Source organism: Streptomyces wedmorensis (assembly GCF_000716445.1).
Lineage (GTDB): Bacteria > Actinomycetota > Actinomycetes > Streptomycetales > Streptomycetaceae > Streptomyces > Streptomyces wedmorensis.
Genome location: NZ_JNWK01000002.1, coordinates 225,611 through 248,867, shown reverse-complemented (window position 1 = coordinate 248,867; position 23,257 = coordinate 225,611). Strand labels below are relative to the sequence as shown.

Sequence of the window (23,257 nt, the reverse complement as noted above, 5' to 3'; positions counted from 1 at the left end):
CATGACCGCGCACACCCCGACGATCGTCCTGGTCGGCCACGGAATGGTCGGCCAGCGGTTCCTGGAGGCGCTCGCCGACCGTGGCGTCACCGAGCGGGCCCGGATCGTGGTCCTCTGCGAGGAGCCGCGCCCGGCGTACGACCGCGTGCAGCTGACCTCGTACTTCTCGGGCAAGACGCCCGACGACCTGTCGATGGTCGAGGCCGGCTTCATGGAGAAGCACGGCATCGAGCTGTACGTGGGCGATCCGGCCGAGTCGGTGGACCGGGAGGCCCGTACGGTCACGGCCCGCTCCGGGCAGGTCTTCGCGTACGACTCGCTCGTCCTCGCCACCGGCTCGTACCCCTTCGTGCCGCCCGTGCCCGGCAAGGACGCCCGCGGCTGTTTCGTCTACCGCACGATCGAGGACCTGCTCGCGATCGAGGACTACGCGAAGACGGCGACGACCGGCGCCGTCGTCGGCGGCGGTCTGCTCGGCCTGGAGGCGGCGGGCGCCCTGAAGGGGCTCGGCCTCGACACGCACGTCGTGGAGTTCGCGCCGCGCCTGATGCCGGTGCAGGTCGACGAGGGCGGCGGCGCGGCCCTGCTCCGCACGATCGAGAAGATGGGTCTGACCGTCCACACGGGGACGGGCACGCAGGAGGTCGTGACGACCGACGGCGCCGTGACCGGGATGAAGCTGTCGGACGGCTCCGAACTCGCCACGGACATGGTGGTGTTCTCGGCGGGCGTGCGGCCCCGCGACCAGCTGGCGCGTGACTGCGGCCTCACGGTCGGCGAGCGCGGCGGCATCGCGGTCGACGAGCTGTGCCGCACGTCCGACCCGGCGGTCTTCGCCATCGGCGAGTGCGCCCTCGCCTCGGACGGCCGGGTGTACGGCCTGGTGGCGCCGGGTTACGAGATGGCGCAGACGGCGGCGTCGGCGATCGCCGACGAGACGGTCGACGGCTTCACCGGCGCCGACATGTCGACGAAGCTGAAGCTGCTCGGCGTGGACGTGGCCTCCTTCGGCGACGCGCACGGCACGGCCGAGGGCTGCCTCGACGTGGTGTACTCGGACTCCCGCTCGGGCGTCTACAAGAAGCTGGTGATCTCCGGCGACGGGGTGCTGCTCGGCGGTGTCCTGGTCGGCGACGCCGAGCAGTACGGACTCCTCCGGCCGCTCACCGGCTCCGTGCCGCCCGTCTCCCCCGAGCAGCTGGTGCTTCCGGCGGGTGCGGGGGCGCCGGTGGCGCTCGGCCCGTCGGCGCTGCCGGACGACGCGGTGATCTGCTCCTGCCACAACGTGACCAAGCACGCGATCGGTCAGTGCGAGTCGCTCGCCGAGGTCAAGAAGTGCACCAAGGCCGGTACGGGCTGCGGCAGTTGTGTGAAGGTGATAGAGAAGCTGCTGCCGGCCGCCAAGGACAAGGGGCTCTGCGGCTGCTTCTCGTACACCCGCAGCGAGCTCTACGAGATCGCCCGCACCCTTCGCGTGACCTCGTTCGCGGCGCTGCTCGACTCGCACGGGCGGGACGGGGCGAAGGGCGGGGAGGGCTGCGAGGTCTGCAAGCCGACCGTCGGCTCCATCCTCGCGAGCCTCAACAACGGCTACATCCTGGACGGCGAGCAGGCCTCCCTCCAGGACACCAACGACCACTTCCTCGCGAACATGCAGCGCAACGGCTCCTACTCGGTCGTGCCGCGCATCCCCGGCGGTGAGATCACCCCGGAGAAGCTGATCGTGATCGGCGAGGTGGCACGGGACTTCGGGCTCTACACGAAGATCACCGGCGGGCAGCGGATCGACCTGTTCGGCGCGCGGGTGGACCAGCTCCCCTCGATCTGGACGCGGCTGGTCGACGCGGGCTTCGAGTCGGGCCACGCGTACGGCAAGTCGCTGCGCACGGTGAAGTCCTGCGTCGGGCAGACCTGGTGCCGGTACGGCGTCCAGGACTCGGTGAAGATGGCGATCCAACTGGAGCTGCGCTACCGGGGCCTGCGCGCCCCGCACAAGCTGAAGTCGGCCGTCTCCGGCTGCGCCCGCGAGTGCGCGGAGGCCCAGTCGAAGGACTTCGGGATCATCGCGACGGCGAACGGCTGGAACCTGTACGTCGGCGGCAACGGCGGCGCGACCCCGCGTCACGCGGACCTGCTCGCGCAGGACCTGTCGGACGCCGAACTGGTCCGGCTCATCGACCGGTTCCTGATGTTCTACATCCGGACGGCGGACCGCCTTGAGCGGACGTCGACCTGGCTGGAGCGCCTGGAGGGCGGCCTCGACCACCTCAAGGACGTGGTGGTGCACGACTCGCTCGGGCTCTGCGACGAGCTGGAGGCGCTGATGGCCGCCCACGTCGAGGACTACCAGGACGAGTGGGCGCAGACCCTGGACGACCCGGACCGGCTGCGGCGCTTCGTCTCCTTCGTGAACGCCCCGGACGCGCCGGACCCCTCGGTCCGGTTCGTGCCGGAGCGCGACCAGATCAAGCCGGACCTCACGATCCTGACGCTCGGACCGACGATCAGCACGCTGGAAGGGGCTTCCTCCTGATGACGACACTCACCGAACCCTCCGCACGCTCCACGACGATGCTGGAGCTCTCCCCCTCCCCCGGCGCCTGGATGACGGTCTGCGAGGAGGCCCGGCTGACCCCGGGCCGGGGCATGGCGGCGCTCCTCCCGGACGGCCGGCAGGCCGCGGTCTTCCGCGACCGGGCGGGGCGGACGTACGCGATCGACAACCGCGACCCGTTCACCGGGGCGCAGGTCCTGGCCCGGGGGCTCGTGGGCTCGGCGGACGGGCGGCTGTTCGTGGCCTCGCCGCTCCTGAAGCAGCGCTTCGACCTGGAGACGGGCCGCTGCCTCGACGACGACGAGGTCGCGGTGGCGGTCTACCCGGTGCGCACGGTCTAGCTTGACCGGTCGTTCCAGAAAGACGTACGGTCTTCTCGTGGCCAGGACCAAGGAATTCGATCCGGACGCCGCGCTCCAGGCAGCCCTCGAACTGTTCTGGGCGCGCGGCTACGAGGCGACGACGATGTCGGACCTCGTGGAGCACCTCGGGATCGGCCGCGCGAGCATCTACGCGACCTTCGGGAACAAGCACGAGCTGTACCTGAAGTCGATGGACCGCTACCTGGAGACCCGGGACCCCCGGATCGTCGAGGAGCTGTCCGCGCCGGGCCCGGCCCTGCCGGCCGTGCGCGCGCTCGTCCGCCGCTTCGCCGCCGAGGCGGCGACCGACGGCGAGCGCCTGAACGGCTGTTTCGTCACCAACTCGGCGGCGGAGCTGGGGCCGCACGACACGGCCGTGGCCCGCCGGGTCGAGCTCAGCTGGGAGCAGATCGAGACGCTCCTCCACGGGGCGCTCACCCGCGCCCGCGCCGGAGGCGAACTCCCGGCCGACCGCGACCCGCGGGCCCTGGCCCGGATGCTGCTCGTCCTGCTGCAGGGCGTCCGGGTGGTCGGCAAGGCGTCGAGCGACCCGGGCCGGGTCAGGGACGCGGCGGAACAGGCGCTGAGGCTGCTGGACTGAGGAAAGGGCGCCCACGGGGGCGCCCTTTCCTCGGCCTTGATATTGGAATGTACGGTCAAGTTCAAGGTTGTCGGGAAAGCGGGCGGCCCGTGCGGCGGCCGGTACGGACGGAGGGGGTACGGACATGACGACGACGACAGAGGCCCGGACGGCCTTAGGGAACACGCCCGGTGTGCGCGCCCGCCCCGCCTTCCTGCTGCTCGGCGGCGTGCAGATGACGCTCATCTTCACCCTCGCCTCCCTCGCCGTGCCTCTCCCCCGCATCGGGGCCGCGTTCCGGCTCGACCGCGCCGAACTGATCCTGCTGAGCGCCGCGTACGGGCTGACCTTCGCCGGGCTTCTCCTCCTCGGCGGCCGGCTCGCCGACCGGTTCGGCGGACGCCGGACCCTCACCGTCGGGCTCCTGGTCTTCGGCGCCGCCTCCGTCGCCGCACCGCTCGCCCCCGGGTACGAGGCGCTGCTCGCCGCCCGCTTCGGCCAGGGCGTCGGCGCGGCCCTGGTGGCCCCCGCCGCGATGGCGCTCCTCCGGGCGCTGTTCCCCGAACCTGCCGCGTACGGGCGGGCGATGGCAACCTGGGGCGGCCTCTCCGTGCTCGGCGCCACCGCCGGCAACCTCCTCTCCGGCGTGATCGCGGCCGTCTCCTCCTGGCGCGGCACCTTCGCGGTACCCGTCGCCGTCACCCTCGCCGCCCTCCTCCTCGCCCCGGGACTGCTGCCCACCACCTCGCCGGGCCCCGGCCGGCCGCTCCGACAGCCGGGCACGAGTCGATCCCCCGACCGACCGGGCACAAGTCGATACCCCGACCGACCGGGCACGGGCCGGCCCCTCCGCCGACCGGGCACGGGCCGGTCACTCGACCTGCCCGGGGCGCTGCTCGCCACCGCCGGTATCACGCTGGCCAGTTACGGACTCGTCCTCACCGACGCCCACCCGTGGGCGTCCGCGCCGGTCCTCGTGCCGCTGTCGACCGGCCTCGTCCTGCTCGCCGCCTTCGGGGCCGTCGAGCGGCGGACCGCCGACCCGCTCCTGCCCCCTGACTTCCTGCGCGACGGCCGCCGCGCGCTGGGCCTCGCGGCGATCGGACTGACGGCGGCCGGAACGGCGACGGTGTTCGTCCTGCTCTCCCTGACGCTCCAACAACAGCGCGGCTGGAGCGCCCTCCTCACGTCCGCCGCCTTCGTGCCCTTCGCGGTCGCGCTGCTCGGCGCGGGCCGGTTCGCGGGCCCGCTGATCGGCCGGTACGGCCCCGGCCGGGTCACCGGTGCCGGGCTCGGCACGGCCGCCGCCGGCCTCGGCCTGCTGGCGGCGACCGGCTTCGAGACCTCCGTCCCGTACGCGTACGGCCTGCTGCCCGGCCTGCTCCTGCTGCCGGCCGGCGGCGCGCTGTCCTTCGCGGGCGCCGCCGTCCTCGCCACGTGGGGGGTGCCGGCGCACCACGCGGGGCTCGCCGGCGGCGTCCTGAACACGGCGATGGAACTGGGGCCGACGGTGGTCTTCGCCGCCCTGCTCACCCTCGGCGGCGACGCGGTGTCGCTGGCGACCGCGGCCGCCCTGTTCGCCGCCCTGGCCGCCGTCACCGTCCTCGCGCCCCTCATGAACCGCGCCACCCGCGCCACCCGCGCCGGATAGCGACCACCACGGCCGCATCCACACCCACGACCGCATCCACACCCACACCCACACCCACACTCGAACTCACACGGGAGTCAGTCATGTCCGCACGCTTCACCGGCCGCACCGTCCTCGTCACCGGCGCGGGTTCCGGACTCGGCCGGGCCATCGCGCTCGCCTTCGCCGCCGAGGGCGCGAGGGTCGTGGTCGCCGGCCGCACCGCCGGGCCCCTCGACGGGACGGTCGCCCTGATCGAGGCGGCCGGCGGCACCGCGGCCGCGGTCACCGCCGACGTGGCGAGCGCCGGGTCCACCCGGGACCTCGTGCGCCGCACGGTCGAGCTCTTCGGCGGCCTGGACGTCGCCGTGAACAACGCCGGTGTCTTCCGGGGCGGTCACAGCGCCGCCGACTTCCCGCTGGAGGACTGGCGGACGCTGCTCGACATCAACGTCACGGGGGTGCTGCACGCCCTCCAGGCCGAGGTGGCGCACATGCGGGCGCACGGCGGCGGGGCGATCGTGAACATCGCGTCCAATCTGGGCCCGCACGTGCGGATCCCCGGGGTGTTCGGCTACCAGGTCTCCAAGGCGGCCGTCTCGGCGATCACCAGGGCCGCGGCCCTGGACCACATCTCCGACGGGGTCCGGATCAACGCGGTCAGCCCCGGCGCCTCGGAGTCCACGATGTCGCTGCTGCCCGGCGAGTCCGAGGCCGAGCGGGAGGTCCGGATGAAGGAGCAGTCGCCGCTCGGCCGCATCTCGTCCGCCGCGGAGGTGGCGGCGGCGGTGCTGTACCTCGCCTCGGACGACGCGGCCTCCGTCGTCGGCACGGACCTGGTGATCGACGGCGGTGTCTCGGCCTGAGTGCGCCCCCGGCCGCCCGGCACCGGGCGGCCGCGTCGGCGTACGCCTCCGGGCTCAGCCCTCGGGGACGGCGGCCGGGTCCATCCAGAAGACCTCCCAGTGGTGGCCGTCGAGGTCGGTGAAGGACCGGCCGTACATGTGGCCGAGGTCCATGGGGTCCTTCGCCGGGCCGCCGCCCGCGGCGAGGGCGGCGTCGGCCAGCCGGTCGACCTCCGCCCGGCTCTCGGCGCTCAGCGTGACCATGACCTCGGTGGTCTTGGTCGCGTCGGGGATCTCCTTGCCGGGCGCCATGAAGGACTGGAACTTGGGCTCTTCGAGGAGCATCGCGAAGATCGTGTCGCTGATGACCACACAGGCGGTGGTCTCGTCGCTGAAGTGCGGGTTCGAGGAGAAGCCGATCTTCGAGAAGAAGGCCTTGCTCGCCTCGACGCTCGCGACGGGCAGGTTCACGAAGATCATCTGCGGGGCCATGGTGTGCTCTCTTCCGTCGTGCGGTGCTGTCGAGAGGTAGGACGGGCCCGCCCCCCGGAACTCATCGCTCTCCGGAGAGTTCTTTCGCTCAGGCGGCCGAACGCAGTTCGAGCGCCGCCAGCGGCACGAACCCGCCGCCGCCTCCCCCGGTGGCCGCGCCCGGCCCGGCCAGCCTCCGCAGCATGGCCACGGCGATCCGCTCCCCCTGCCCCTTCGCCCGCTCGGCCAGCGGCCCCTGGTGCAGTCCGTCGACGCTCGCGTGCCACAGCTGCACCCAGCGGCCGAAGTGGGCGGCCGTGAGCGGCCGGGCCGAGTGCAGCGCCGCGTGCGGGGCGAACGCGTCCCGCCCGTACTCCGCGCTCCGGAGCAGCGCCCGCTCCCAGAAGTCGGTGATCCGCGGCAGGTGGACCTCCAGGTCGGTGCCGGCGATCTCGGTGAAGAACGGCCCGATCAAGGGGTCCTCGAACGCGGCGCCGTAGAACCTGCGCAGCAGCACGTCGAGGTCTTCTCGGTCGCTGATGTCCCGGGTGGCACGCATGCCCCCAGTGTCCCCGACGGCCCCCGTTCCCCCCAGTGCCGAAGGTCCCGGCGCCCGCCGCTTCCGCTTCATCGGCTGTTGCTGCACTGTCAATTCAGCACTTCTAGGTTCCGGAAACGCGCGACCCCGTCGCCGACCGGCGCGGCGGGGCGGTTCACACCCTTCTCAGGAGTGAGACGTGGAGCGACGCAGTTTCCTGCGTGGAGCGGTCATCGGCACCTCGGCCGCGGCCTTCGGCGGCAGCCTGTGGCAGAGCGCGGCCTTCGCCGCCCCCGCCCAGCCCGGCGCCGGCCCCTACGGGGCGCTCGGCGCGGCGGACGCGAACGGCATCCAGCTGCCGGCCGGGTTCACCAGCCGGGTGATCGCACGGTCCGGACAGACCGTGACGGGCACCTCGTACACCTGGCACAACGCCCCCGACGGCGGCGCCTGCTTCGCCGACGGCACGGGCTGGATCTACGTGTCGAACTCGGAGATCAACCCCAGCGGCGGCGCGAGCGCGGTGAGGTTCGACTCGGCCGGCGCGATCACCGGCGCGTACCGCATCCTCTCCGGCACCCGGCAGAACTGCGCGGGCGGCAAGACCCCGTGGAACACCTGGCTGTCCTGTGAGGAGGTGTCCCTCGGCTACGTCTACGAGACGAACCCGTGGGGCGGCACCGCCACCCGCCGGGACGCGATGGGCAAGTTCAAGCACGAGGCGGCGGCGGCCGACCCGGTGCGCCAGGTGATCTACCTGACCGAGGACGAGACGGACGGCTGCTTCTACCGGTTCATCCCCACCACCTGGGGCAACCTGTCCTCCGGCACCCTCCAGGTCTTCAAGGCCGGCACGGCCACCTCCGGCACGTTCACCTGGCAGAACGTGCCGGACCCGGACGGCGCGCCGACCACCACCCGCAACCAGGTCTCCGGCGCCAAGCGGTTCAACGGCGGCGAGGGCTGCCACTACGCGGACGACACCGTCTGGTTCACCACCAAGGGCGACAACCGGGTCTGGCAGGTCAACCTGGCGGCCGGCACGTACGAGCTGGCCTACGACGACTCGCTGGTCTCCGGCGGCGGCGCCCCGCTCACCGGGGTCGACAACATCACCGGCGCCTCCTCGGGCGACCTGTACGTCGCCGAGGACGGCGGCAACATGGAGATCTGCATCATCACGCCGGACGACGTCGTGGCGCCGTTCCTGCGGATCACCGGCCAGTCCGGCTCCGAGATCACCGGACCGGCCTTCTCCCCCGACGGCAGCCGGCTGTACTTCTCCAGCCAGCGCGGCACCACCGGCAGCTCGTCGGGCGGCATCACCTACGAGGTGAAGGGCCCGTTCCGGGCGTAGTTCCCCGCGTAGCACCGCAGGTCCACCGTCCGTTGGGCGCCGCCGAGCAGGGCGGCGCCCAACGGCGTCAAGGTGTGCAGGACCGCGTTGCCGTTGCGGAGGGTCGCGATGAGACCGGCCTCCCGCAGGACGCCCGCGTGCTGGCTGGCCGAGGCGAGGGAGACCCCGGCCCGGCGGGCGAGCTCGCTCGTCGTACCGCCGTCGCCGATGGCGTGCAGGACCGCCGAGCGGGTCTGGCCGACCAGCTTGGCGAGCGAGGAGCCGCCCGGCGAGCGGACGGTCGGCGCCTCGCCGTGCGTGACCGGGTAGACGAGGACCGGCGGCAGCCCGGGGTCGCGCAGCACCACCGGGGTCCCCCGGCAGAAGTACGACGGCTGGAGCAGCAGCCCCCGCCCGTCGAGGTGGACGTCCCGGTCGACCGGGTAGTCGGCTTCCAGGACGGGCGCGCGCCAGCGCAGCATCGGCGGCAGCGAGGCCAGGAGCTCCTCGGCGCCGCCGTCGAGGAGGGCCCTGCCGCGGCGGGCCCGGTCGGCCTCGACCCGGGCCCGGATGTGCGGCCAGTACGGCTCCACGGCGGCCCGGTGATAGCTCCGCAGGGCCCCCACGAGCCGGTCGAAGGGCTCCGCGCCGCCGTCGGCGAGGGCGCGCAGCGAATGGGGGACGGTCCGGGCTCCCGAACGGTCCGCGGCGAGCAGCGAGAGCTCTCCGCGGAGCCGTCCCGCGTCGGTCGCGCGGATCGCCTGGAGGCCCTCGTCGAGCCCGTGGACGCCCTCCGCGGGCGTCAGGAAGTCGGGAAAATAGCCGCGGCTGGGCACGAGCGCGGCGAGGAGGCGGGTCTCACCGCCGAGCCGCATCCGCGTTTCCGAGCGCCATTCCCCGTAGACCACGGGACCGCGCCGGTCCCTTAAACGGTGAAAGCTGAGAATCGTTTCCCACAGAACGTCAGGCCGGGCGGCCGTCCGCACCCCCGCCAAGTCGTTTCCGGTGAAATGAATCCGCAGCATGACGTCCCCACCTGTGCACTCGCAACCACCCCCGACGACGAGTATGCACAGCATCACTGCACGTTACCAGGGTGTTTCAGCCACAGTTGAAAAGCATCGCGGCAATCGGGGCAGAACCGAAAAGCTGTACGGGTCGGGCAGGAAACCTTCAGGACCGAGGTGACGCGACGAAGACCGTGGGGGGCTTCACGCGTCTGGCGGCGGTCGGCGAGGGTTGCGGCTCACCTGCCCGGCATCGGTAAAGGGCGCGGCCTCCGGGTGGGGATCCGGAGGCCGCGCCCGACCACGTTCTTTGCGGCAAGGAAACAGAAAAGTTCAATGGCCAATAATTCAAGCGGCCGCAATTGAACACGAACTCACATCTGGTCGACGATCACGCGAAATCAGCGGGACGAAAGACGACGGGACGGACACCTCCGCACAAAGGTGTCCGTCCCGTCTCTGTGTTTCCGAGGCCGCCGCCCGCCGGTGAGGGTCGAAGAATGGCCGGCGATGACCCCGGTGGTTCCGTGTTCCCGCTGCTGAACCGGGGTTCAGGAGGGCCCGACCGCCGCTCCTGAACCCCGGTTCAGCAGGACTCGGTGGCCGCTGCTGAACGTCCGTTCAGCACGGTCAGCGGCTGTCGCTGCCCTTCGCCTCGGCGGCCGCGCGGCCCGCCTCCAGGCGCGCCACCGGGATCCGGAAGGGCGAGCAGGAGACGTAGTCGAGGCCGACCTCGTGGAAGAAGTGCACCGACTCCGGGTCGCCGCCGTGCTCGCCGCAGACACCGAGCTTGATGTCGGGGCGGGTGGCCCGGCCGGCCTGCACGGCGCTGCGCACCAGGGCGCCGACGCCGTCCTTGTCGATGGTCTCGAAGGGGCTGACGCCGAAGATGCCCTTCTCCAGGTACGCGGTGAAGAACGAGGCCTCCACGTCGTCGCGGGAGAAGCCCCAGACCGTCTGGGTCAGGTCGTTCGTGCCGAAGGAGAAGAACTCCGCGGCCTCGGCGATCTGACCGGCGGTCACGGCGGCGCGCGGCAGCTCGATCATGGTGCCCAGCGCGAGCTTCAGGTCCACGCCCGTCTGCGCCCGGACCTCCGCGATGACCTGCTCGGCCTCCTCGCGGACGATCTCCAGCTCCTGGACGGTGCCGACGAGCGGGATCATGATCTCGACGCGCGGGTCGCCCTTGGCGTCGATGCGCTGGGCCGCGGCCTCGGCGATCGCCCGGACCTGCATGGTGAACAGGCCGGGGATGACCAGGCCGAGGCGGACACCGCGCAGACCCAGCATCGGGTTCTGCTCGTGCAGCCGGTGCACGGCCTGGAGCAGGCGCAGGTCGTTCTCGTGCGGCTCCTTGCGGGACTCGGCGAGGGCGACGCGCACCGACAGCTCGGTGATGTCGGGCAGGAACTCGTGCAGCGGCGGGTCGAGCAGGCGGACCGTGACGGGCAGCCCGTCCATGGCCTCGAAGAGCTCGATGAAGTCCTGCTTCTGCAGCGGGAGCAGCGCCTTCAGCGACTCCTCGCGCTCGGCGTCCGTGTCGGCCAGGATCAGCCGCTCGACGTACTGGCGGCGCTCGCCGAGGAACATGTGCTCGGTGCGGCACAGGCCGATGCCCTGGGCGCCGAAGCGGCGGGCGCGCAGCGCGTCCTCGGCGTTGTCGGCGTTGGCGCGGACGCGCAGGCGGCGGACGCGGTCCGCGTAGGCCATGATCCGGTGCACGGCGGCGACGAGCTCGTCGGCGTCGTCGGCGCCGGCGTGCATGCGGCCCTCGAAGTACTCGACGACCGGGGACGGTACGACGGGTACCTCACCGATGTAGACCTTGCCGGTGGAGCCGTCGATGGAGACGACGTCGCCCTCCTCGACGACCTGGCCGTCGGCCGTGGTCATCCGGCGGCGCTTGGTGTCGACCTCGAGCTCCTCGGCGCCGCAGACACAGGTCTTGCCCATGCCGCGGGCGACGACGGCGGCGTGCGAGGTCTTGCCGCCGCGGGAGGTGAGGATGCCCTCGGCGGCGATCATGCCGTCCAGGTCGTCCGGGTTGGTCTCGCGGCGGATCAGGATGACCTTCTCGCCGGAGCGGGACCACTTGACCGCGGTGTACGAGTCGAAGACGGCCTTGCCGACGGCCGCGCCCGGGGAGGCGGCGATGCCGCGGCCGATCTGCTCGACCTTCGCGTTCTCGTCGAACTTCGGGAACATGAGCTGGGCGAGCTGGGCGCCGGTGACGCGCTGGAGCGCCTCGGCCTCGTCGATCAGGCCCTGGTCCACGAGCTGGGTGGCGATGCGGAAGGCGGCACCGGCGGTGCGCTTGCCGACGCGGGTCTGGAGCATCCAGAGCTGGCCGCGCTCGATGGTGAACTCGATGTCGCAGAGATCCTTGTAGTGGGTCTCCAGGGTGCTCATGATGTGCATGAGCTGGTCGTACGACTTCTTGTCGATCGACTCGAGGTCGGCCAGCGGCACGGTGTTGCGGATGCCGGCGACGACGTCCTCGCCCTGCGCGTTCTGCAGGTAGTCGCCGTAGACGCCGGCGTGGCCGGAGGCGGGGTCGCGGGTGAAGGCGACGCCGGTGCCGGAGTCGGGGCCGAGGTTGCCGAAGACCATCGAGCAGACGTTGACGGCGGTGCCGAGGTCGCCCGGGATGCGCTCCTGGCGGCGGTACAGCTTGGCGCGGTCCGTGTTCCAGGAGTTGAAGACGGCCTCGATGGCGAGGTCCATCTGCTCACGCGGGTCCTGGGGGAAGTCGCGGCCGGTCTGGGCCTTCACGATCTTCTTGAAGTGCTTGACGACCTTCTTGAGGTCACCGGCGTCCAGGTCGGTGTCGCTGGCGACCTTCTTCGCGGTCTTGGCCTCGTCGAGGGCCTCCTCGAAGAGTTCGCCGTCGACGCCGAGGACGGTCTTGCCGAACATCTGGATGAGGCGGCGGTACGAGTCCCACGCGAAGCGCTCGTTGTCGGCCTGGCGGGCGAGGCCGGCGACGGACTCGTCGGAGAGGCCGATGTTGAGGACGGTGTCCATCATGCCCGGCATGGAGAACTTCGCGCCCGAGCGGACGGAGACCAGCAGCGGGTCGTCGGCCTGGCCGAGCTTCTTGCCCATCTGCCGCTCGAGGGCGTCGAGGTGGGCGGTCACCTCGTCGCGGAGCTCGACCGGCTCGGAGCCGCTCTCGAGGTAGACCTTGCACGCCTCGGTGGTGATCGTGAAGCCCGGAGGCACCGGCAGGCCGAGGTTGGTCATCTCGGCGAGGTTGGCGCCTTTGCCACCGAGCAGGTCCTTCAGGTCCCTGTTGCCCTCGGTGAAGTCGTACACGAACTTCTGATCAATGTTTCCCGACACGGGTCTCGACTCCTCGACGACTCGGTTGGCTGCCCTGACGGCGAGGAACATACCCAGATCGAAGGCTTCTGGGGAGGTACGCCTACCGGACACTCGGTCTTAACCACCCGTCCGCCAGCACTTCGAAAGTTACCGAGCAAAACATTCCGCTTTCACGGCCCGAAGGGTCCTGAACCCCAAAGCCCGGGTATCCCGCTCACCTGAGCGCCCAATCGACCACTTGCGTTCAACTCTTGAACGCAAAAGGGGTGGCACCGAGTGCCACCCCTTCAGGCGGTGCAGGGGGCCGTAACCTGCTCATGTGAGCGCTACCCCCCTCAGGGGTGGCGAGGATCACTCCCCAGGAAAGGCCGAATCTCAGCCGCCGGACGTGTCCAGCTCGGCGTCCTCGCTCACTCCGGCGCAGTCGTACGGGTCCTTCAACCAGCCGTCCGGCAGGACAACCCGGTTGTTTCCGGACGTACGACCCCGAGGACCGTCCGCACCCACGGGCCACGGCTGGTCCAGGTCGAGCTCGCTCAACTGAGCGCGCAGTTCGTCCAGGGACGAGGTGATGGCGAGCTTCTTGCGCATCTCGGAACCGACCGCGAAGCCCTTCAGGTACCAGGCCACGTGCTTCCGGAAGTCGATGACACCGCGTGCCTCGTCTCCCAGCCACTCGCCGAGCAGCCGCGCGTGCCGCACCATCGCGTCCGCGACCTCCCGCAGCCCCGGCTGCGCGTACTCCCCGGTGCCCTCGAAGCCCGCCACCAGGTCGCCGAAGAGCCACGGCCGGCCCAGGCAGCCGCGCCCGACGACCACGCCGTCGCAGCCCGTCTCCCGCATCATCCGCAGGGCGTCGTCCGCCGACCAGATGTCGCCGTTGCCGAGCACCGGGATCTCCGGCACGTGCTCCTTGAGGCGCGCGATCGCGTCCCAGTCGGCGGTACCGCCGTAGTGCTGGGCCGCCGTCCGCCCGTGCAGGGCGATCGCCGTGACGCCCTCCTCGACCGCGATCCGGCCCGCGTCCAGGTACGTGATGTGGTCGTCGTCGATGCCCTTGCGCATCTTCATGGTGACCGGCAGGTCGCCCGCGTTGGTCACGGCCTCGTGCAGGATCGCCCGCAGCAGCGGCCGCTTGTACGGGAGGGCCGAGCCGCCGCCCTTCCGCGTCACCTTGGGGACCGGGCAGCCGAAGTTCAGGTCGATGTGGTCCGCGAGGTCCTCGTCGACGATCATCCGCACGGCCTTGCCGACCGTCACCGGGTCCACGCCGTACAGCTGGATCGAGCGCGGCTTCTCGGTCTCGTCGAAGCGGATGAGCTGCATCGTCTTCTCGTTGCGCTCGACCAGGGCGCGCGTCGTGATCATCTCGCTCACGAACAGCCCCTTGCCTCCGCTGTACTCGCGGCAGAGCGTACGGAACGGGGCGTTGGTGATGCCGGCCATCGGGGCGAGCACCACCGGCGGCTGCACGATGTGCGGCCCGATGGCGAGAGGGGTGAACGCGGTCATGCGCCCCATTGTCGCGCACCGCCGAGGCCTCCGGTCAGCCCTCCCGTCCGCGCATGGCCGAGCTCACAGCCCCCGGGCCGCCCCGGCGGGCGCGGCGATCCCAGCCGCGGGACCCGCGTCCGGACCACCACGTCGAGGAGCCGGGCGATCCCGGCCCGGGTCTCGGCGTCGACGGGGAGGTACGTGACGAGGTGCGGGCCGGAGTTCGGGCCGAGCCAGAGGTTGGTGTGCTCGAACCTGAGCAGGCCGACGTGGGCGTTGTGGACGACCTTGGTGCGCCCGCCCGGCGCGACCACGTCGTGCCGGGCCCAGATCTCCCGGAACTCCGGCGAGGCCGCTTCGAGACGCTGGACGAGCGCCTTCCAGGCCGGCTCGGCCAGGTGCTCGGCCATGGAGGCACGGAACTTCCCGGCGAGGATCGGGAGGAGGTCCGGCAGGTCGGTGGCGGCGGCCCGGAAGTCCTCGTCGGTGAAGGCCAGCCAGAGCGAGTTGCGGTCCTCGCGGGGCCGCGCGTCCAGGTCGCAGAAGAGGTGCCCGAAGGTCCGGTTGTAGGCGAGGAAGTCGAACCGGCTGTTCTGTACGGCGGCGGGTACGGGCTCCAGCTGCTCCAGGAGCGTCCGCAGCGCGGGCGTGACGGCCGAGGAGGGCGCCCCGGGGTGCGGGTCGACCCGTCCGGCGAGGGCGAAGAGGTGGTTCCGCTCGGTCGGGTCGAGGAGCAGCGCGTCGGCGAGGGCGTCGAGGACCTGCGGCGAGACCTGGATGTCCCGGGCCTGTTCGAGCCAGGTGTACCAGGTGACGCCGACGGCGGAGAGGTGCGCGACCTCCTCGCGGCGCAGACCGGGGGTGCGGCGGCGCCGGCCCCTGGGCAGGCCGACCTGCTCGGGGGTGATGCGCTCGCGCCGGCTGCGCAGGAAGGCGGCGAGCTCGTGCCGCCGGGTCTCGGGTGCCGCCGTCATCGCTGTCGTCACGCTCCCAGGGTGCCGGGGCCGTCAGCCCGTTGCCAGGTACTCGTTCTACCAGGATGAAGACACTCTGGTACCAGGCTGAGCATCGGCGGATCGTCGGATCCGTGACTTCGACTCCCACCTCCGGCCGCACCTCGGGCGGCACCCCCGGCACCCCGCCCGGCCACCCGACGGCCCCGGCCCCCGCCCCCACGTCCCCTGCGCCCCGCGCGACCTCGGGCTCGCTCGGCACCCTGGGCCTCTTCACCGTCCTCCTGGGCGCCGCGCTGCCGCTGATCGACTTCTTCATCGTCAACGTCGCCCTGCCGTCCATCGACCACGACCTCGCCGCGGGCCCGGTGATGCTGGAGCTGGTCGTCGCCGGGTACGGCCTGCCGTACGCCGTGCTGCTCGTCCTCGGCGGACGGCTCGGCGACCTCTTCGGGCGCCGTCGGCTCTTCCTCGCCGGCATGGCCGCCTTCGGCCTGACCTCGCTCGCCTGCGGGCTCGCCCCGGACGCCTGGAGCCTGGTCGCGGCGCGGGTGGCGCAGGGCGCCGCGGCGGCGCTGATGCTGCCGCAGGTGCTCGCGACCATCCACGCGGCGACGGAGGGGCCGCGGCGGGCCAAGGCGGTGAGCCTGTACGGGGCGACCGCCGGCCTCTCGATGGCGGGCGGCCAGATCCTGGGCGGCGTGCTCGTCGCGGCGGACCTCGCGGGCACGGGCTGGCGCGCGGTGTTCCTGGTGAACGTGCCCATCGCCGCGGCCGGCCTGCTGCTCGCCGTGCGGACCGTCCCGGAGACCCGCTCGGACCGGCCGGCGCCGGTGGACGCGGCGGGCACGCTGCTCCTCGCGGCCGCCCTGCTCAGCCTGCTCGCCCCGCTGACGGAGGGCAGGTCGGCGGGCTGGCCGCTGTGGACCTGGCTCTCGCTCGGGGCGTTCCCTTTCCTGACCGCGGGCTTCTGGCGGGTGGAGCGGCGGCTCGACCGCACGGGCCGCACCCCGCTGGTCCCGCCGAGCCTGCTGGACCTGACGTCGCTGCGGCGCGGTCTGGTGCTCGTCCTGCCGCTTTCGGCGGGCTTCAGCGGCTTCATGTTCGTGATCGCGGTCTCGCTCCAGCAGGGCCTGGGCCTCGGCGCGGTGGCCTCGGGCCTCGCGGTGGTCCCCATGGCGCTGGCCTTCTTCGCGGCATCCCTCGCGGGTCCCCGGCTGATCCGCCGCTGGGGCACCCGGGTGGTGCCGGTGGGCGCCCTGCTCCAGGCCGCCGGTCTGGGCCTGATCGCGGTGACCGCCGGACGCTCCTGGCCGGACCTGTCGGTGGCGAGCCTCGTCCCGGGCATGGCGGTCGCGGGGCTCGGCCAGGGACTCCAGCTCCCGGTGCTCTTCCGGGTCGTCCTCTCCGACGTCCCGCCGGAGCGCGCGGGCGTCGGCAGCGGCGTCATGGTGACCACCCAGCAGGCGGCCATCACCCTGGGCGTCGCCACCCTCGGCTCACTCTTCCTCTCGCTCTCCGCCTCGGGCTCGACGGGCACGGCCCTGACCGTGACCCTCGTCATCCAGCTGGCGATGGCGCTCCTGACGGCGATCCTCGCGCTGCGGCTGCCGAAGTCGGTGAGCTGACCGGCCGGAAGTCACACGAGAGGGCCCGGTGCCAAAGAGCGGCGCGGCACGGAAGGGCCCGGTGCCGAAGAAGCGGCACGGAAGGGCCCGGTGCCAGAGGGCGGCATGGAAGGGCCCGGGTCGCGCGTGCGCGACCCGGGCCCTTCGTCGTGCGGCGGCTGCTACTCCTGCCCGGCCCCGGTGGTGTCCGGGGTCCCGGCGGCGTTCGTGTCCTGCGCCCCCTGCGCGCGTTCGCGCATCTTCTTCAGAAGCTCCTGCTTCCGCTCGTCGGCCGCGCCGCGGACGGCCGCGGCGCCCTGGACGGCGCCGTGCTGGTCGGCACGGGACAGCTTCTTGCGCTGTCCTCCTACGCCGAGGAGATTGTTGCGCTTGGCCATGGGGTTCTCCCGTCAGTGAGGTGTGCGGTGGTCGGTCGCCTGCGCGACGCGCTCACTCGTAGATCTGGAAGAACGAAGAAGCCATGCGCACGACGCTACCTCCGGCCTTCCTCCCCGGCACCCGCTTTTCCGCTCCCCGCCGGAGCCTCGCCCCTCCCTCCGCGCCACCTCCCTGCCGAATGAATGACAGATATTGAAATCTGTCATCGCTCATGTCATTCTTCTTGCATGACGACGACACAGAACCCCACCGCCACCCGCTCCCTCGGCACCACCGGGCCGACCGTCTCCGCCCTGGGCCTCGGCTGCATGGGCATGTCCGCTCTGTACGGCGAGAGCGACCGCGCCGAGTCGATCGCGACGATCCACGCCGCCCTGGACGCCGGAGTGACGCTGCTGGACACGGGCGACTTCTACGGGATGGGCCACAACGAACTGCTGATCGCCGAGGCCCTGCGCAGCGCGCCCGCCGCCGCCCGCGAGCAGGCGCTGACCAGCGTGAAGTTCGGTGCGCTCCGCACCGTCGAAGGCGGCTTCACCGGCTACGACGGCCGCCCGGCCGCCGTGAGGAACTTCGCGGCGTACTCGCTCCAGCGCCTGGGCACCGACCACATCGACATCTACCGGATCGCCCGCGTCGACCCGGACGTGCCGATCGAGGAGACCGTCGGCGCCATCGCCGAACTGGTCGAGGCCGGCCACGTCCGGCACATCGGGCTCTCCGAGGTCGGCGCCGACACCCTGCGCCGGGCGGCGGCCGTCGCCCCGATCGCGGACCTCCAGATCGAGTACTCGCTGATCTCCCGTGGCATCGAGGACACGATCCTGCCGACCGCCCGCGAACTGGGCATCGGCGTCACGGCGTACGGAGTCCTCTCCCGCGGCCTGATCAGCGGCCACTTCACCCGGGACCGCGCGCTCGGCCCCGGCGACTTCCGCGGCATGTCCCCGCGCTTCCAGGGCGAGAACCTCGGCCGCAACCTCGACCTCGTGGACCGCCTGCGCGAGGTGGCCGAGGCCAAGGGCGTCACGGTCGCCCAGACCGCCATCGCCTGGGTCCTGGCCCAGGGCACGGACATCGTCCCGCTGATCGGCGCCCGCCGCCGGGACCGCCTCGCCGAGGCCCTCGGCGCCCTCGCCGTCACCCTCGACGCCGCCGACCTGGCCGCCATCGAGGAGGCCGTCCCCGCGGGCGCCGCCTCCGGCGACCGCTACCCGGCCGCGCAGATGGCCCACCTGGACAGCGAGCGCTGACCGACACCCGCCGGGCTCCCGCAGCTGACAGGTAGTGTCATTTCATGGCCGCCACCACCGAGACCCTGACCGCCGAGCGCATCCTCGAAGCCACCGAGGAGGTGCTGCGACGCTACGGACCCGCGAAGGCGACGGTCGTGGACGTGGCCCGGGTCCTCGGGGTCAGCCACGGCAGCGTGTACCGGCACTTCCGCACGAAGGCGGCGCTGCGCGAGGCGGTGACCGAACGGTGGCTGGAGCGGACGATCGTGGCGCTGCGGCCGCACGTCGAGACCGGGGAGCCCGCGGACGAGCGGCTGACCGGCTGGCTCACGGCCCTCTTCGCCCTCAAGCGCAGGAAGGCCGGCGGCGATCCGGAGCTGATGGCCACCTTCCAGGTGCTGATCGGCGAGAACAGCGCAGTGGTCGACCGGCACGAGGAGCACCTCGTGGAGCAGATCGCCCGCATCCTGGAGGACGGTCACCGCGAGGGCGTGTTCACGGCCCCCGAGCGGGACCTCACCTCGACGGCCCGTGCGGTCTTCGACGCCACGGACCGCTTCCACAACCCGGCGCACGCGGCCGACTGGTCGGCCCCGGACGCCGAGGACGCGTTCACCGCGGTCGTCTCCCTGGTGCAGCGGGCCCTGCGGGCCTGACGGCCCCGGCCGGCGAAGAGCCGATCGGCGAACGGCCCGCGCCCGCGGCCTCTTGAAGATCACTTGGCGCGGAGTTTCCCCTTCCCTGTCCGGTGCATGGCTATCGTTCCCCCGCACCGCGACCGCAGAAGCACCCAGGGGGAACCATGTCCGCACCCGCCAGGCCGCCGGCGGAGGCCACCGCCCCACCGGAGCCACCGGCCCGCTCGGGCGCCGCCTCCGCGCTGGGCTGGATCCTCACGATCGGCCTCAACGTCGTCGCGCCGATCCTCACGTACGACATCCTGACGGAGGACCACGGCTGGTCGGAGTTCTCCGCTCTGCTCCTGAGCAGTGCCTGGCCGGTGCTCGACACCGCGATCGTGGTCGCCTGGCGCCGCAAGGTGGACGAGTTCGCCGTCGTCACCCTGGTCTTCCTGGTGATCACGGCCGTGGTCTCGCTCGTCGGCGCGCACACCGCCCGCGCGCTCCTGGTCAAGGACTCGTGCGTGACGGGCCTGTTCGGCCTGCTGTGCCTGGCCACCCTGCTCGCCCCGCGCCCGCTGATGTTCTACTTCGGCCGCAAGTTCGCGACCGACGGCACCCCGGCGAGCACGGCCTGGTGGAACGGCCTGTGGCAGTACGAGGGCTTCCGCTCCACCATGCGCACGATGACGCTGGTGTGGGGCGTGGCGTACGTCGCCGAGGCGCTGGTCCGCGTCGCCCTCGCGTACGCCCTGCCGACGAAGACCATGGTCGCCCTCAGCCCGGTCATGATCTACAGCGTCCTCGCCGCCCTGGGCGTCTGGACGGCCTGGTTCGGCAAGCGCCGCGCGGCCGAGGGTGCTCGCCGCCAGGCCGAGGCCGACGCGGCGGCGGCCGCCGCGACCGCCTGACGGCACGGGAAAGCCCCCGGTTCCGAAGCTCGGAACCGGGGGCTTTCCCGTACGTACGCGTACGGCCGATCGGACTCAGCAGCCGAGCAGACGGCTGCCCAGGTAGCCCTGGATCTGGTCGAGGGAGACGCGCTCCTGCTTCATGGTGTCGCGCTCGCGCACGGTCACCGCGTTGTCCTCGAGGGTGTCGAAGTCGACGGTGACGCAGAACGGGGTGCCGATCTCGTCCTGGCGACGGTAGCGGCGGCCGATGGCGCCGGCGTCGTCGAACTCGATGTTCCAGTTCTGGCGCAGGTCCGCCGCGAGGCCCTTGGCCTTCGGGGAGAGCTGCGCGTTGCGCGACAGCGGCAGGACGGCGACCTTGATCGGGGCCAGGCGGTGGTCGAGGCGCAGCACGGTGCGCTTCTCCATGACGCCCTTGGCGTTCGGGGCCTCGTCCTCGATGTACGCGTCGAGCAGGAAGGCGAGCATGGCGCGGCCGACACCGGCCGCGGGCTCGATGACGTACGGCGTGTAGCGCTCGCCGGACTCCTGCTCCAGGAACGTGAGGTTGGCGCCGGAGGCCTTGGAGTGGGCCGTCAGGTCGTAGTCGGTGCGGTTGGCGACGCCCTCGAGCTCGCCCCACTCGCTGCCGCCGAAGGAGAAGCGGTACTCGATGTCGGCGGTGCGCTTCGAGTAGTGGGAGAGCTTCTCCGCCGGGTGCTCGAACCAGCGCATGTTCTCCTCACGGAGACCCAGGCCGGTGTACCAGTTCCAGCGCTGCTCCATCCAGTATTCCTGCCACTGCTCGTCCTCGCCCGGCTTGACGAAGAACTCCATCTCCATCTGCTCGAACTCGCGCGTGCGGAAGATGAAGTTGCCCGGAGTGATCTCGTTCCGGAAGGACTTGCCCATCTGCGCGATGCCGAACGGGGGCTTCTTGCGCGAGGTGGTCTGTACCTGGGCGAAGTTGGTGAAGATGCCCTGGGCGGTCTCGGGACGCAGGTAGGCGACGGAGCCGGTGTCCTGGGTCGGGCCGAGGTGCGTGGAGAGCAGGCCGGAGAACTGCTTGGGCTCCGTGAAGGTGCCCTTGTTGCCGCAGTTGGGGCAGTTGAGATCGGTGAGGCTCTCGGGAAGACGGCCGTGCTTCTCCTCGTACGCCTCCTCCAGGTGGTCCGCCCGGTAGCGCTTGTGGCAGGAGGTGCACTCGGTCAGCGGGTCGGTGAAGGTCGCGACGTGGCCGGAGGCCTCCCAGACCTCGGTGGCCAGGATGACCGACGAGTCGATGCCGACGACGTCCTCGCGCGAGGTGACCATGTAACGCCACCACTGACGCTTCAGGTTCTCCTTGAGTTCGACACCCAGCGGTCCGTAGTCCCAGGCGGCCTTCTGGCCGCCGTAGATCTCACTGCACGGGTAGACGAAGCCACGGCGCTTGCTCAGGCTGACGATGGTGTCGATCTTGTCGGCGGCCACGGTGCTCTCTTCATTACGACGACGAAGTGCGAATGCCTCAGGTTACCGGCGCCCGCACCCCCCGTATCAAATCGGTTCGGCACCGGGGGCGGGCGAGGGCCCGCGTGGGCGGGGCCACACATACGGCAATTGACAACCGTTTCCAGTTTTGTTGAAAATGAGTGTCATGAACGTACGCCGTTTGATACCCAGCACCGCCCTCGCCGGAGCCGTCGCGCTCGGCGTCGTCTCCCTCTCCGCCTGCGCCGGGACCTCCGACGCAGCGGACAAGGGAAGCGGCGGAAAGCTGGACGTCGTGGCGTCCTTCTACCCCATGCAGTACCTGGCGGAGCAGATAGGCGGCGGGCACGTCGCCGTGAACACCCTGACGAAGCCGGGCGTCGAGCCGCACGACCTGGAGCTCAAGCCGAAGCAGATCGGCGAGCTCGGCGAGGCCGACGTCATCCTCTACCTCAAGGGCATCCAGCCCGCCGTCGACGAGGCGATCGCCCAGGCCGGCGTGAAGAACACCGTCGACGCCGCCGGCCTCACCACGCTCGAGGAGCACGGCACCGAGGTCGGCCACGACCACGAGGGCGAGGAGGCCGGGCACGACCACGGGTCCGAGGCCGGCGCCGACCCCCACGTCTGGCTCGACCCCGTGAAGTACGCCGAGGTCGCCAAGGGCGTCGGCAGCACCCTGGAGAAGGCGGACCCGGCCCACGCCGCCGACTACAAGAAGAACACCGACGCCCTGGTGAAGAAGCTCGGCGACCTGGACACCGAGTTCGAGACGGGCCTGAAGAACACCGCCACGAAGACCTTCATCACCACCCACTCCGCCTTCGGCTACCTCGCCGAGCGCTACGGCCTGGAGCAGGAGGGCATCACCGGCATCGACCCCGAGTCCGAGCCGAGCCCCGCCCGCATCAAGGAACTCCAGGACATCGCGGCGAAGGACAAGGTCTCCACCGTCTTCTTCGAGACCCTCGCGAGCGACAAGACCGCGAAGACCCTCGCCGGCGACACCGGTCTGAAGACCGACGTGCTCGACCCGCTGGAGGGAATCACGGACAAGTCCAAGGGCGATGACTACATCGAGGTCATGCAGTCCAACCTCGCCGCGCTGAAGAAGGCACTCGGCGCCAAGTGACCACGGCAGCACAGCAGGAGGCACGAGCCATGGCAGCCCAGGAACCGGATCCCGTCATTTCCGTCCGCGGAGCCACGGCGGCCCTCGGCGCCCGGCCCGTCCTCCGGGGCGTCGACCTCACCGTCGGCCGCGGTGAGGTCGTCGCGCTGCTCGGCGCCAACGGCTCAGGCAAGTCCACCGCCGTCCGCGCCGTCATCGGCCAGGTCCCGCTGACCGGCGGCACGATCGAGCTGTTCGGCACCGAACGCAGGCGGTTCCGCGACTGGGCCCGCATCGGCTACGTGCCGCAGCGCACCACGGCCTCCGCCGGCGTGCCCGCCACCGTCCGCGAGGTCGTCGCCTCCGGCCGCCTCTCGCGCCGCCGGTTCGGCCTGCCGACCAAGGCCGACAAGGCCGCCGTCCACCGCGCCATGGAGCTGGTCGGCCTCGCCGACCGCGCCCAGGACGCCGTCACCGCGCTCTCCGGCGGCCAGCACCAGCGCGTCCTGATCGCCCGCGCGCTCGCCTCCGAGCCCGAACTGCTGATCATGGACGAGCCGATGGCCGGCGTGGACCTCGCGAGCCAGGAGATCCTGGCCGCGACGCTGCGCGAGCAGGTCGCGGGCGGCACCTCCGTCCTCCTCGTCCTGCACGAGCTGGGCCCCCTGGAGCCGCTGATCGACCGGGCGGTCGTGCTGCGCGACGGCTGCGTCGTCCACGACGGCCCGCCGCCCGAGGCCGTCGGCCAGCACGCGCTGCCGGGCCACGACCACGTACATCCGCACGCGGCCGGCGAGCCGCTCCGCACGGGACTGCTGACCTGAT

General features: G+C 71.7%; 20 protein-coding genes. 12 read left to right on the top strand and 8 right to left on the bottom strand.

Features of this window, described 5'->3' with window-relative positions; all coding sequences use genetic code 11:
- Window position 1: 1 nt before the first annotated feature.
- The 5 genes from nirB to OO54_RS02305 all read left to right on the top strand — a co-directional run bounded on the left by nirB (window position 2) and on the right by OO54_RS02305 (window position 5,992).
- The gene (nirB, locus tag OO54_RS02325; protein WP_033201167.1) at window positions 2–2,533 is read left to right on the top strand and encodes a nitrite reductase large subunit NirB; all 2,532 of its coding nucleotides are present in this window, start codon (window positions 2–4) and stop codon (window positions 2,531–2,533) included.
- Window positions 2,533–2,895, top strand: coding sequence for a nitrite reductase small subunit NirD (gene nirD, locus OO54_RS02320; protein ID WP_033201166.1), 363 nt, complete (start codon window positions 2,533–2,535; stop codon window positions 2,893–2,895). Before nirB ends, nirD begins: the two co-directional genes overlap by 1 nt.
- A 37-nt stretch (window positions 2,896–2,932) precedes the next feature.
- Window positions 2,933–3,517, top strand: coding sequence for a TetR/AcrR family transcriptional regulator (locus tag OO54_RS02315; protein WP_026058210.1), 585 nt, complete (start codon window positions 2,933–2,935; stop codon window positions 3,515–3,517).
- A 124-nt stretch (window positions 3,518–3,641) separates the two neighbouring features.
- Window positions 3,642–5,147 (top strand): MFS transporter, encoded by a 1,506-nt coding sequence (locus OO54_RS02310; RefSeq protein ID WP_037944167.1) that lies wholly within the window; start codon window positions 3,642–3,644, stop codon window positions 5,145–5,147.
- A gap of 83 nt (window positions 5,148–5,230) precedes the next feature.
- Complete coding sequence (locus tag OO54_RS02305) at window positions 5,231–5,992, top strand: SDR family NAD(P)-dependent oxidoreductase (protein WP_033201164.1); 762 nt, start codon at window positions 5,231–5,233, stop codon at window positions 5,990–5,992.
- Between the two features lie 54 nt (window positions 5,993–6,046).
- Here the strand turns inward: OO54_RS02305 and OO54_RS02300 are convergent, their stop codons facing one another.
- Both OO54_RS02300 and OO54_RS02295 read right to left on the bottom strand, forming a co-directional pair.
- Window positions 6,047–6,463, bottom strand: coding sequence for a VOC family protein (locus OO54_RS02300; protein WP_033201163.1), 417 nt, complete (start codon window positions 6,461–6,463; stop codon window positions 6,047–6,049).
- An 88-nt stretch (window positions 6,464–6,551) separates the two neighbouring features.
- Window positions 6,552–7,001 carry a group III truncated hemoglobin gene (locus OO54_RS02295; protein ID WP_033201162.1) on the bottom strand — a complete coding sequence of 150 codons (450 nt, stop codon included), beginning with the start codon at window positions 6,999–7,001 and terminating at the stop codon, window positions 6,552–6,554.
- Window positions 7,002–7,179: 178 nt separating this feature from the next.
- On the opposite strand from OO54_RS02295, the gene OO54_RS02290 reads away from it, so the two are divergent.
- Window positions 7,180–8,337, top strand: a complete 1,158-nt coding sequence (locus tag OO54_RS02290) for an alkaline phosphatase PhoX (RefSeq protein ID WP_033201161.1) — start codon at window positions 7,180–7,182, stop codon at window positions 8,335–8,337.
- On the opposite strand, the gene OO54_RS41360 is transcribed toward OO54_RS02290, so the two are convergent.
- From OO54_RS41360 to OO54_RS02270, 4 genes are all read right to left on the bottom strand, one after another.
- On the bottom strand, window positions 8,307–9,341 hold the full coding sequence (locus OO54_RS41360; protein ID WP_017239216.1) for an ArsR/SmtB family transcription factor: 1,035 nt from the start codon (window positions 9,339–9,341) through the stop codon (window positions 8,307–8,309). The two genes, OO54_RS02290 and OO54_RS41360, sit on opposite strands and share 31 nt — an antisense overlap.
- Window positions 9,342–9,953: 612 nt before the next feature.
- Window positions 9,954–12,665: a pyruvate, phosphate dikinase gene (ppdK, locus tag OO54_RS02280; RefSeq protein ID WP_033201160.1), complete on the bottom strand. Its 2,712-nt coding sequence runs from the start codon at window positions 12,663–12,665 to the stop codon at window positions 9,954–9,956.
- Between the two features lie 357 nt (window positions 12,666–13,022).
- Window positions 13,023–14,159, bottom strand: a complete 1,137-nt coding sequence (dusB, locus tag OO54_RS02275; RefSeq protein WP_026058212.1) for a tRNA dihydrouridine synthase DusB — start codon at window positions 14,157–14,159, stop codon at window positions 13,023–13,025.
- Window positions 14,156–15,115 (bottom strand): MmyB family transcriptional regulator, encoded by a 960-nt coding sequence (locus OO54_RS02270; RefSeq protein ID WP_078905012.1) that lies wholly within the window; start codon window positions 15,113–15,115, stop codon window positions 14,156–14,158. The genes dusB and OO54_RS02270 overlap by 4 nt, the downstream gene beginning before the upstream one ends.
- A 113-nt stretch (window positions 15,116–15,228) precedes the next feature.
- Between OO54_RS02270 and OO54_RS02265 the strand changes: the two genes are divergently transcribed.
- Complete coding sequence (locus OO54_RS02265; protein ID WP_033201206.1) at window positions 15,229–16,722, top strand: MFS transporter; 1,494 nt, start codon at window positions 15,229–15,231, stop codon at window positions 16,720–16,722.
- A gap of 161 nt (window positions 16,723–16,883) precedes the next feature.
- On the opposite strand, the gene OO54_RS02260 is transcribed toward OO54_RS02265, so the two are convergent.
- Window positions 16,884–17,099 (bottom strand): DUF6243 family protein, encoded by a 216-nt coding sequence (locus tag OO54_RS02260; protein WP_017239220.1) that lies wholly within the window; start codon window positions 17,097–17,099, stop codon window positions 16,884–16,886.
- 228 nt (window positions 17,100–17,327) lie between these two features.
- Between OO54_RS02260 and OO54_RS02255 the strand changes: the two genes are divergently transcribed.
- The 3 genes from OO54_RS02255 to OO54_RS02245 all read left to right on the top strand — a co-directional run bounded on the left by OO54_RS02255 (window position 17,328) and on the right by OO54_RS02245 (window position 19,866).
- Entirely contained in the window at window positions 17,328–18,353 is a 1,026-nt protein-coding gene (locus OO54_RS02255) for an aldo/keto reductase (RefSeq protein WP_033201159.1), read from the top strand.
- 44 nt (window positions 18,354–18,397) lie between these two features.
- On the top strand, window positions 18,398–18,991 hold the full coding sequence (locus OO54_RS02250; RefSeq protein ID WP_017239222.1) for a TetR/AcrR family transcriptional regulator: 594 nt from the start codon (window positions 18,398–18,400) through the stop codon (window positions 18,989–18,991).
- 146 nt (window positions 18,992–19,137) lie between these two features.
- Entirely contained in the window at window positions 19,138–19,866 is a 729-nt protein-coding gene (locus tag OO54_RS02245; RefSeq protein WP_033201158.1) for a VC0807 family protein, read from the top strand.
- Window positions 19,867–19,941: 75 nt separating this feature from the next.
- On the opposite strand, the gene OO54_RS02240 is transcribed toward OO54_RS02245, so the two are convergent.
- Entirely contained in the window at window positions 19,942–21,321 is a 1,380-nt protein-coding gene (locus OO54_RS02240; protein WP_017239224.1) for a glycine--tRNA ligase, read from the bottom strand.
- Between the two features lie 166 nt (window positions 21,322–21,487).
- Here OO54_RS02240 and OO54_RS02235 point away from each other — a divergent pair, with 166 nt between their 5' ends.
- Together OO54_RS02235 and OO54_RS02230 are read left to right on the top strand one after the other, a co-directional pair.
- Window positions 21,488–22,453 (top strand): metal ABC transporter substrate-binding protein, encoded by a 966-nt coding sequence (locus OO54_RS02235; protein WP_033201157.1) that lies wholly within the window; start codon window positions 21,488–21,490, stop codon window positions 22,451–22,453.
- A gap of 29 nt (window positions 22,454–22,482) precedes the next feature.
- Window positions 22,483–23,256, top strand: coding sequence for a metal ABC transporter ATP-binding protein (locus tag OO54_RS02230; protein WP_033201156.1), 774 nt, complete (start codon window positions 22,483–22,485; stop codon window positions 23,254–23,256).
- Window position 23,257 lies beyond the last annotated feature (1 nt).

What these genes read in the sequence shown, in the direction of transcription:
- nirB (WP_033201167.1), top strand. Translation starts at nt 2, where the DNA reads ATGACCGCGCACACCCCGACGATCGTCCTGGTCGGCCACGGAATGGTC.
- nirD (WP_033201166.1), top strand. Translation starts at nt 2,533, where the DNA reads ATGACGACACTCACCGAACCCTCCGCACGCTCCACGACGATGCTGGAG.
- OO54_RS02310 (WP_037944167.1), top strand. Translation starts at nt 3,642, where the DNA reads ATGACGACGACGACAGAGGCCCGGACGGCCTTAGGGAACACGCCCGGT.
- OO54_RS02305 (WP_033201164.1), top strand. Translation starts at nt 5,231, where the DNA reads ATGTCCGCACGCTTCACCGGCCGCACCGTCCTCGTCACCGGCGCGGGT.
- OO54_RS02300 (WP_033201163.1), bottom strand. Translation starts at nt 6,463, where the DNA reads ATGGCCCCGCAGATGATCTTCGTGAACCTGCCCGTCGCGAGCGTCGAG.
- OO54_RS02295 (WP_033201162.1), bottom strand. Translation starts at nt 7,001, where the DNA reads ATGCGTGCCACCCGGGACATCAGCGACCGAGAAGACCTCGACGTGCTG.
- OO54_RS41360 (WP_017239216.1), bottom strand. Translation starts at nt 9,341, where the DNA reads ATGCTGCGGATTCATTTCACCGGAAACGACTTGGCGGGGGTGCGGACG.
- dusB (WP_026058212.1), bottom strand. Translation starts at nt 14,159, where the DNA reads ATGACCGCGTTCACCCCTCTCGCCATCGGGCCGCACATCGTGCAGCCG.
- OO54_RS02270 (WP_078905012.1), bottom strand. Translation starts at nt 15,115, where the DNA reads ATGACGGCGGCACCCGAGACCCGGCGGCACGAGCTCGCCGCCTTCCTG.
- OO54_RS02260 (WP_017239220.1), bottom strand. Translation starts at nt 17,099, where the DNA reads ATGGCCAAGCGCAACAATCTCCTCGGCGTAGGAGGACAGCGCAAGAAG.
- OO54_RS02255 (WP_033201159.1), top strand. Translation starts at nt 17,328, where the DNA reads ATGACGACGACACAGAACCCCACCGCCACCCGCTCCCTCGGCACCACC.
- OO54_RS02250 (WP_017239222.1), top strand. Translation starts at nt 18,398, where the DNA reads ATGGCCGCCACCACCGAGACCCTGACCGCCGAGCGCATCCTCGAAGCC.
- OO54_RS02245 (WP_033201158.1), top strand. Translation starts at nt 19,138, where the DNA reads ATGTCCGCACCCGCCAGGCCGCCGGCGGAGGCCACCGCCCCACCGGAG.
- OO54_RS02235 (WP_033201157.1), top strand. Translation starts at nt 21,488, where the DNA reads ATGAACGTACGCCGTTTGATACCCAGCACCGCCCTCGCCGGAGCCGTC.
- OO54_RS02230 (WP_033201156.1), top strand. Translation starts at nt 22,483, where the DNA reads ATGGCAGCCCAGGAACCGGATCCCGTCATTTCCGTCCGCGGAGCCACG.